The 8,806-nt window shown below is 38.2% G+C and carries 7 protein-coding genes; 1 reads left to right on the top strand and 6 read right to left on the bottom strand.

What is annotated here, in order from left to right:
* Positions 1-134: 134 nt before the first annotated feature.
* Both HHL23_RS17475 and HHL23_RS17470 read right to left on the bottom strand, forming a co-directional pair.
* Positions 135-2,192 (bottom strand): M13 family metallopeptidase, encoded by a 2,058-nt coding sequence (locus HHL23_RS17475; RefSeq protein ID WP_169236068.1) that lies wholly within the window; start codon positions 2,190-2,192, stop codon positions 135-137.
* Between the two features lie 330 nt (positions 2,193-2,522).
* On the bottom strand, positions 2,523-3,773 hold the full coding sequence (locus HHL23_RS17470) for a CinA family nicotinamide mononucleotide deamidase-related protein (RefSeq protein WP_169236067.1): 1,251 nt from the start codon (positions 3,771-3,773) through the stop codon (positions 2,523-2,525).
* A gap of 117 nt (positions 3,774-3,890) precedes the next feature.
* On the opposite strand from HHL23_RS17470, the gene HHL23_RS17465 reads away from it, so the two are divergent.
* Positions 3,891-4,364: a DUF7832 domain-containing protein gene (locus tag HHL23_RS17465; protein WP_169236066.1), complete on the top strand. Its 474-nt coding sequence runs from the start codon at positions 3,891-3,893 to the stop codon at positions 4,362-4,364.
* Between the two features lie 187 nt (positions 4,365-4,551).
* Here the strand turns inward: HHL23_RS17465 and HHL23_RS17460 are convergent, their stop codons facing one another.
* The 4 genes from HHL23_RS17460 to HHL23_RS17445 all read right to left on the bottom strand — a co-directional run bounded on the left by HHL23_RS17460 (position 4,552) and on the right by HHL23_RS17445 (position 8,463).
* On the bottom strand, positions 4,552-5,091 hold the full coding sequence (locus tag HHL23_RS17460) for a lipocalin family protein (protein ID WP_169236065.1): 540 nt from the start codon (positions 5,089-5,091) through the stop codon (positions 4,552-4,554).
* A 74-nt stretch (positions 5,092-5,165) separates the two neighbouring features.
* Positions 5,166-5,900: a LytR/AlgR family response regulator transcription factor gene (locus tag HHL23_RS17455; RefSeq protein ID WP_169236064.1), complete on the bottom strand. Its 735-nt coding sequence runs from the start codon at positions 5,898-5,900 to the stop codon at positions 5,166-5,168.
* Between the two features lie 78 nt (positions 5,901-5,978).
* Complete coding sequence (locus HHL23_RS17450; protein ID WP_169236063.1) at positions 5,979-6,668, bottom strand: PA3715 family protein; 690 nt, start codon at positions 6,666-6,668, stop codon at positions 5,979-5,981.
* A 13-nt stretch (positions 6,669-6,681) separates the two neighbouring features.
* Positions 6,682-8,463, bottom strand: a complete 1,782-nt coding sequence (locus HHL23_RS17445) for a tetratricopeptide repeat-containing sensor histidine kinase (RefSeq protein ID WP_317174710.1) — start codon at positions 8,461-8,463, stop codon at positions 6,682-6,684.
* Positions 8,464-8,806 lie beyond the last annotated feature (343 nt).

Here is an 8,806-nt window from a genome sequence, read left to right as displayed (position 1 = left end):
GATGCTGATTATAATCCTTGAAATTCATACAGATACCTGATATACAGTTAAATGTAATGAAAATAAAACAGTAAAACAAGTACTTTTATAACAAAAAGAATCTGCCTCAGTTGTGAGACAGATTCTTGTTATTGTTACCAGATTTTGATTCTGTCTTCCGGAGTTTTGTATAGTTTGTCTCCTTTTTTCACATCAAATGCTTTATAGAAAGCATCAACGTTGATTAACGGACCAAAGCTTCTGAAATATCCCGGAGAATGCGGGTCAGTTTTCACCTGGTTCACCATATATTTTTCACTTGATAAAGTTCTCCAAACGGTTGCCCAGCTTAAGAAGAATCTCTGATCCTGAGAGAATCCGCTGATTTTTCCTGGATTTCCTTTATCTTTTAAGTACATCTGAAGGGCATCGTAAGCGATATTTACACCTCCTAAGTCAGCGATATTTTCACCGTTGGTGAAAGTACCGTTTACGAAAGTTCCTTTTACCGGCTCGTATTTGTCATACTGGGCAGCAAGAGCTTTTGTTGCTTTTTCGAAGTTGGCTTTATCTTCAGGAGTCCACCAATCTACTAAGTTTCCGTCTGCATCAAACTGAGCTCCTGAATCATCAAATCCGTGGCTCATTTCGTGACCGATAACGGCTCCGATTCCTCCGAAATTCACGGCAGCATCAGCTTTAGGATTAAAGAAAGGAGGCTGAAGGATAGCAGCTGGGAAAACGATTTCGTTGTTCACCGGGTTATAGTAAGCATTAACCGTTTGTGGCGTCATACCCCACTCTGTTTTATCAACAGCTTTACCGATTTTTGCTAAATCTTTATTGTACTGCCAAGCCGCTACATTCTGAAGGTTCTTGTATAAAGTTCCGCCTTTAGCTTCAGGAGTGATCTCTAATTTTGAGTAATCTTTCCATTTATCCGGATAAGCAACTTTCACGGTAAACTTGTTCAGTTTAGTCATTGCTTTTTCTTTCGTTGTAGAAGACATCCACGCTAAGTTATTGATGTGAACTGCGAAGCTTTTCTTTAAATAATCGATCAATTCCACCATCTGAGCTTTTGCTTCAGCCGGGAAATATTTTTCAACGTATAATTTACCGAAAGCCTCACCAAGAGAACCATTGATCAATTCGAAACCTCTTTTGTTCAATGCTCTCTGCTCCTGCTGGCCTCTTAAATATTTGCCATAGAAACCAAATCTCATATTCCCCAGTTTCTCACTTAAGTAAGAAGCACTTCCGTGAATCATATGGAATTTTAAATAATCCTTGATCACAGGAAGATTCTGAGCATTGACTAATTTATCAAAGTTCTTGTAATATCCGATTTCTCCGATGATCACTTTATCTGTACTTACCCCCACTTTTTTAAGATAAGCAGGAATATCCACCCCTTTTACCAATGTTGAAAGCTCAGCCATTGTTTTTGGGTTGTACTGAAGTGTATTGTCACGGCTCTGCTCGTTTGTAAGATAAGTCTGTGCAATACTTTTTTCGTAATCAACGATTCCTTTTGCAGCTGCGTCAGCATTTTTATAGCCTAATTCAGTCAGCATAGAAGCTACGTATTTCTGATATTCAGCAATAGCTTCTGTATTTTTCTCGTTGACCTTCTGATAGTAATCTCTTCCCAGACCTAAAGAAGCGTTACCTAAGTAAACGGCATTCATTTTAGAATCTTTAAGGTCTGCATCTACACCCCATCCATATAAGGTATTTTCGCCATCTTTAGTTACTGAAATCAAATAGTTCTGAAGATCAGTAAGATTTTTGATTGCATCAATTTTGTTCAGGTTATCCTGAATAGGTTTAATTCCATCTGCATTTCTCTTCTCCATATTCATATAGGAAGCATACAGATCCTGAATTTTTTTACCCTCGCTTCCGTCTGCAAATTTATCTTTCAGAAGAGAGTTCAAAATAGTCATTGAGTTGTTGTCTGTATCTTCAGCCAGTTTGTTGAAACTACCCCAAGTTGGCTTATCAGACGGAATTTTGGCTGTTTTCATCCAAGTTCCGCTTACGTAGTTATAAAAATCATCCTGCGGACGTACAGAAGTGTCCATAAGGCTCATATCTAAGCCTTTATCGGTGCTGTTAACTGCTGTTTTCACGGCTTTAGTCTGTCCGTTCACGGTATTCAGTGAGCAAACTCCTGCCAATAAAAACAAAGAAAGCGTTAGTTTTTTCATTATGATAGCAAATTTACAGTATATGTCTGTTTTTTTTGTATTTTGTTACTTTTTATCAATAACAAATTTAAACAAATATTATAATCTTCCTTGAACGGAATTTTCGGGCTTTTCTCCAGCTTCATCATCAGCCCTAAAGCAAGAATGAGCAATACAGCTACGAAAATAAAAATACGACTTCCCCAATGTACGCTTCTCCAGCGTTTTTTACTGTCAGTCTGAAAAATCTGTTTTGAGTCTTTCACGTTATGAAATTGATGACATAAATCTCAAAAAGCGTGAAAAAGAGCATTCATTTTAATTAAAATAAAATTAAAAAACAGCTGGTTCCTAAGTATTTATAAGAAGCCCAACCAGATCCTGAATGATTTTCTGGGAAACAAAATTCATGAAATCAAGTCTGTCCAAATGAGGCATGTATAATTTTGAAATCACTTCCTGGTCTTTGATGCGTATGCTGTAGAAAACGGTTCCTACTTCATTGCCGTCCTCTCCCATTCCGGGGCCTGCAACGCCAGTAGTGGACAGGGAAATATCCGTACCGAATAATCTCTGACATCCTTTTGCCATTTCACCAGCTACCTGCTCACTGACTACGGTAAACTGGTCCACGGTTTCTTTAGAAACGTTTAAAATCTCTATTTTCTTTTCTGTGGCATACGGTATAATACCTCCGATAAAATATTTTGAACTTCCTGCAGTGGATGTTATCATTTTTGCCAGCTCACCACCGGTACAGCTTTCTGCTGTCGAAATGGTCAGTTTTCTTTCAATAAGGATTTCCGAAAGAATCTTCTCAATTTTATCTTCAGTGACTGCAATGACATGGTCTTTCACCAAAGGTAAAAGTTTCTGAATTTCATCTTCAGTCTGCTGTTTCAAAGCCGTTTCATCATCTCCCGAGGCTGTCAATCTAAGTTTTACACGTGTTCCTACCGGAAGGTATGACAATGAAAGGTTTTCAGGAAGTGCAAGTTCCCAGTCTTCAATGGTATCTGCGAGAATACTCTCAGGAATTCCCACCACAGAAACGATTCTGGTATAGATATAATAAAGATTGAATTTGTCTTTTAAATAAGGAACAATCTGGTCCCTGACCAGCGGTTTTACTTCATAAGGAACGCCGGGAAGACTGAAACACAATTTCCCGTCCTGCTCCATCATCATACAAGGTGCGGTTCCGAAATGATTTTGAAAAACAATCGATTTTGCAGGAACGAAGGCTTGCTCTCTGTTTCTTTCAAGGATATCAATACGTCCTCGTCTTTCCATATAGTTTTTAAGGTGGTTGAAGGTCACCTCATCCAGTGCAATTTCATCATTGAAATATTCTGCCAGCGCTTTTTTGGTCTTGTCGTCCCTTGTCGGGCCCAAACCTCCTGTTGTTATGATCAGGTCACCCATCTCAAAAGCAGCTTTTAAAGTATTTTTAATGGTATCGATTTCATCTGATATTGTGAAGATCTGAATAACCTGTATGCCTATATTTTTAAGTTCTGTGGCAATAAAATTAGAATTGGTATCCACGGTGTTTCCGGAAAGGATTTCGTCACCGATAGTAATCAGAACAGCTTTTTCCATATATAAATTCTTAAAAGAAAATGTCCTGCAAATGACGGGAAAATCTGTGGCTGCGACAACATAAAATGATTTTTTCTATCTTTGGGTGATACTGTTTAAAACTATAATTATTCGGCAATGGCAAAATATGATGATGCTTCCTGGCACTATGGCGGAGAATATCCGGAAAATTTACCTGATGAAAATGCAGCGACCCATATCGGAATGTTTCTGGCATGGTGCATCAACAACGATCTGATTTCGGATGAGTTGGCGGAAGATTCTGCAGATGAAATCCAAAGTGTGAAAAGAAGCGAGATGACGGGAGGAGAATTCCTGATTGAGATGTGTGATGAAAAGTTCAGCCAGCATGATCTCAATGATCTGGGCAATGGTTTTGCACAGGCTTATTATAATGATGACACAGCGTTTGGAAAAAAATTCCATTCTTTTACCGATGATTATTCCGAAACTTTCGACAGGAAAGCAGAAGAAAATAATTTTGAGTACGAATCCTTCTACCACGTAGAAGATACATACGAAAACTATGATCTGATAAAACCGCTTATTGATCAGCGTTTTGATGAGTGGAAGGAGTTTGCTGGGGTTTGAATATCGGAGAGTTTGAGGGGGCAGTAGCTAAGAATCATATTTTAATAGTCTAAAACCTAACATGGAAATATTGAATAAAGGGCAAATATCTGGTGGCTGAGGCTCCCGAAGCCACCAGTAGTAATTGTCTGACATCTGATGTCTTGCATCTAAAATCTTGATTCTTGGCTCTTGACTCTCCCAACTCCTAATTATGCTTCACCCAGATCAGTTCATCTGTTTTATAACCTAATTTTTTTGCTTTTTCGAGGAAACGCTGTTTGATGCTTTCGGGAATGGAGGTCGTTCTTGAGAGGATCCATAAGTATTTTAAGCTGCTTCCCGCAACCAAAGCATATTGATAATCTTCATCGATATCAATAACATTATAGCCAGCCCAAATCGGTTTGAAAAATGAAACTTTCAGACGGGCTTCGGTTTTCTCTTTTACAAATCTGGCTTCTCCGTTGGACTCTTTCCATTCTTTTTTAATATAATCATAGCCTTTATTGTCGACACGAATGGAACCATTGGGATTTTCGGAATATTCGGCCGTAACGTTGTCCATGTTTTTTTCGAATCTGTAATCAAAGCGGGCTATTTCATACCATCTTCCCAGGTATTTTTTAGCATTAAAATTGTTGAACGCTACTGCTCCTTTTGGAATTCCTGCAGAACAGGAGTTGTACATAATGAGCCCTAAAACACCTAATGTAACCGGAATAGCAATTTTCTTAAACGTTTTCATAATTGGAATATTTTGTGTGATTACCCGGAAAACTTCAAAAATAATGCCTTTACGCTTTTAAGGAACAATAATTTCTAAGAAAAGACCTTCAGAAAATTGTCTTTAAAACTGCCGGAAACCTCAATTTCCGTATCATCTGAAAGCATAATAGTCCCACTTTTATGATAAGATTTCACAAACCTGGAATTGATAATATGGGAGCGGTGAACTCTTACAAATGGGTTTTCCAGCAGGTCATCAAAATGTTTCAGGAAGCGGCAGACCATTTTTTTTGAGCCGTCAGTAAGGTAGACCTGTGTAAAGTTCCCGTCTGCCTGTAGCCTTAGGATATCTTCTGTTTTTACGACATCAAACCCCTGAAGTGTAGGAAGAATAAGCTGCTGTTTTTCAGGTTTTAATTTTAAATTTTCAAGAAGAATTTTATTGCGGTTGAGTTCTTCTTTGCTTTCAAGACTCTCCGCTACTTTATTCACGGCCAGAATAAGCTCCTGAATATCAATTGGTTTTAAAATATAATAACTGGCTGATTTATTAAGGGCCTGCAGCGAATATTGAGAAAACGCTGTGATAAAGATGGTCTCGTAGGAAAATTCCTTGGTAGCTTCTAATACATCAAAGGCATTTCCAAAAGGCATTTCTACATCCAGGAAGACCAACTGCGGCTGTTTCTCAGCGATCAATGGAACGGCTTCTTTGATGTTTTCTCCCTCGCCTACTATTTCTACCTGCGGACAGTATTTTGTGATATAATTTCTGAGAACTTCTCTTGCAATGATCTCATCGTCTACGATTACGGATTTTATTTTCATTTTGTAAGGGATTAGGAATTAGGTAGCAGATGGCAGGGATTAGGGAATGGTTTTATTGGTATTTTCCGTTTTTAAATTTTAAGATGCGGTAGGAGGTTTTGAGGTTTCATTTTCTTTGCAGTCTCCATTTACTTCTTTGGTTTTTCTATCGATGGAAATGGTTTTAATCTTCAGATCCGTGAAATTATTGGTTTTTGTTTTATCCATCATGATCACGGAATGGTCATCTGCGGATTCGCCTGTACATCTGGTATCCCATTCTCCGCTGTAATTGCTTAATTCAAATTCATTCAAAACTTTTTTAAGGGTGTTTTCCGACGGATAATAAAGGGAGATGGTTTCTGAAGAATAGGGATTGGGCCGACTGCCGTTTTGAACACTTACTTTCACACCGAAAGCACGAATTCCACTGCTGATGTTGTACAATCCCGTATCTATCGTTATACTTCTCAACATAATGGCATCTGAAGTGATTTCCACCGGATCAAAATACTGGTTTTTGATCTCTCCATTTTCATCTGTGATCACAATATAATTCCGGACTACAAAAAAGTCTTCTTCCTCCTTGCCCTGAAGAATGGGTAGTACAGCAATATATGAATCTTCCGCGTTCGGCATTTTCTTTTCGGTGCAGAATTCCTCTTTGATCCTGGTTTTGTCAAGCTTTAAGCTTTTCACGATATGATCAAACCGGGTTATATTGATTTCTTGTCCGTGTAAAATCCCTGCGAATGAGAATATCAGTATTCCGATAAATAAATACTTCATTATCTGTTGTTTTTTAAGCCAGATTTATTTTAATATTCACTAAAACGCCACTGTTGTTTTCCTTGTCTTTTATGGTACAGGCGATCTCTTTTTTATAGAGGTCATTCAATAATTTGATCCTTTCCAATGTATTTTTCATGCCGCGGCCTTCTCTGTTTTTCTGATGCTCTGTCTTTTGCTTTTTGCTTTCTTCAATGCCGATTCCGCTATCTTCGATGGTGATCTTCAAATGCTGGGCTTCTTTTTCAAAGCTCAGTTTCAAAAATCCTTTGTCACTTCTGTAACGAAGTCCATGCCATACCGCATTTTCAAGGAACGGCTGAACCAGCATTCCGGGAACTTTCAGGCTTTGCATATTCAAGCTTTCGTCTACATCAATTTCATAATCGAATTTATCCGAAAAACGTGTTTTTTCCAACGCAAGATAATTCTGAAGCAGATCCAGTTCCTGTTGGAAAGGAATGAAATCTTCGGCAGAGTTTTCCATGACGCCGCGCATCAGTTTTGAGAATTTTGTCAAATACTGATTGGCTTCCAGTTCATTATTCGTCGCGATAAAATGATTGACACTGTTTAAGCTGTTAAAGATAAAATGCGGATTCATTTCACGTCGCAACGACTGTAAAGCAATCTTTTTATTTTTGATCTGAACTTTCTTCAGCATTCTGAAAATAAAGATGACCAGCCCGGTTAACAGAACCAAAACTCCGATCAGGCTGTAATTATAAACATTTTTCTTACGAATCAGCTGGTCTTTCAATTCCTTTTCTTTTTCAAGCTGAGAAATTCTCTGCTCGGTATCTTCCAGAATTTTATTATCTACCAGGCTTCTGTCTTTGGACACAATATCTGGAAGTTTACCAAGAAAATCCCGATAGAGTGAAACTGAGGCATTGGTATTTCCCATTATACTATACAGGCTGTCCAGTCTTTTTACACTTTTCTGGGCTTCCAGCGTATGTCCTTTTTCGAGAGCGATTCCGTAAGCATTTTTTAATAATACCACGGCTTCTTCCGGGTCATTTTTCTTAATATAAATATCGGCCAGTTCCTGAATCTGGTTGACTTTTTCCTGTGAGTTTTCTTTTACAAAATCTTCTTTCAGGACTTTCTTTTTGGCCTCAATAGCTTTTTCAAAATTTCTGTTTTCAACATAGAAATTGGTCAGCTTCTGATTGATTTCCAAAGCCTGTTGAGGGGCCTCCTTTTTGGAAATGGCGTAGGCACTGTTGAGGTTTTCTTCCGCTCTGGGAATATCGTTCTGCTGGATGTTCACATCTGCCATCTGGCTGTAGCTTGCTGCCAGATCCCCTTTGTCCTTTGTTTTAAGACCTATATTGATATTATCCTGAATCGCCTCTACTTTCTGCTCAGTGTTGGGGGAAGAAAGCCTTGCCGCATCATTGGTATTGACCGCTCTGCTTTTTTCATTGTAGCTCATCTCGGCCGCCATGCTGTAATTGCTGATAGCAGGCGTTATTTTGTTCTGCTTTTCCTGTGACTGCGCAATTTTCCGGGTAACGGATTCCAGATTTTTTTTATCGTTGAGATTTTTGTAAATGGTTCTGGCTTTCACCAAAAACTCTTCACTTTTGGCATAATTTCCCTGGTTGTAATAATCATTGGCAATTCCTACATAGGAATCGGCAACACCTTTATTATCATTATTGTCTACTGCTTTTTTCAGTCTTACCGCCGATTTATAAGCTTGGGTAACCCGTGTGGAATCCTGTGCTGTACAGAAATTTCCTGCAGCAAGAATGAAGATAAACAGTATTTTAAAAACTAATTTCACGGATTTCAGATCTTTAATGCAAAGTAAGTAAAACTTTAGGTATCCTTTTCTATTCTTTACCAAGTCAAAACTTCATTTCACCCAGTTCGCTGATTAAAGAGTCAGAACATTCCATTATCCAGCTTTGAGATTTCAGCAACAGACTACAATATCGCCTTCCTTATAATATGATATAGTAAGGTTGAATCAAAAACGATAAAATTTCGAAGGTTTACTTTATCTATTAAACTTTATTTCAAACCATTAAATCAAATTTTAAAAAGCTTGAAAAGGCGATTCTCACGGGGATCGTCTTTTTTATGGGCATCCACCAAGTGAAAACCTCATTTCACCAAGTCTCTTT

Source organism: Chryseobacterium antibioticum, from assembly GCF_012927325.1.
Lineage (GTDB): Bacteria > Bacteroidota > Bacteroidia > Flavobacteriales > Weeksellaceae > Chryseobacterium > Chryseobacterium antibioticum.
This window is presented reverse-complemented; position numbering and strand designations above follow the sequence as displayed.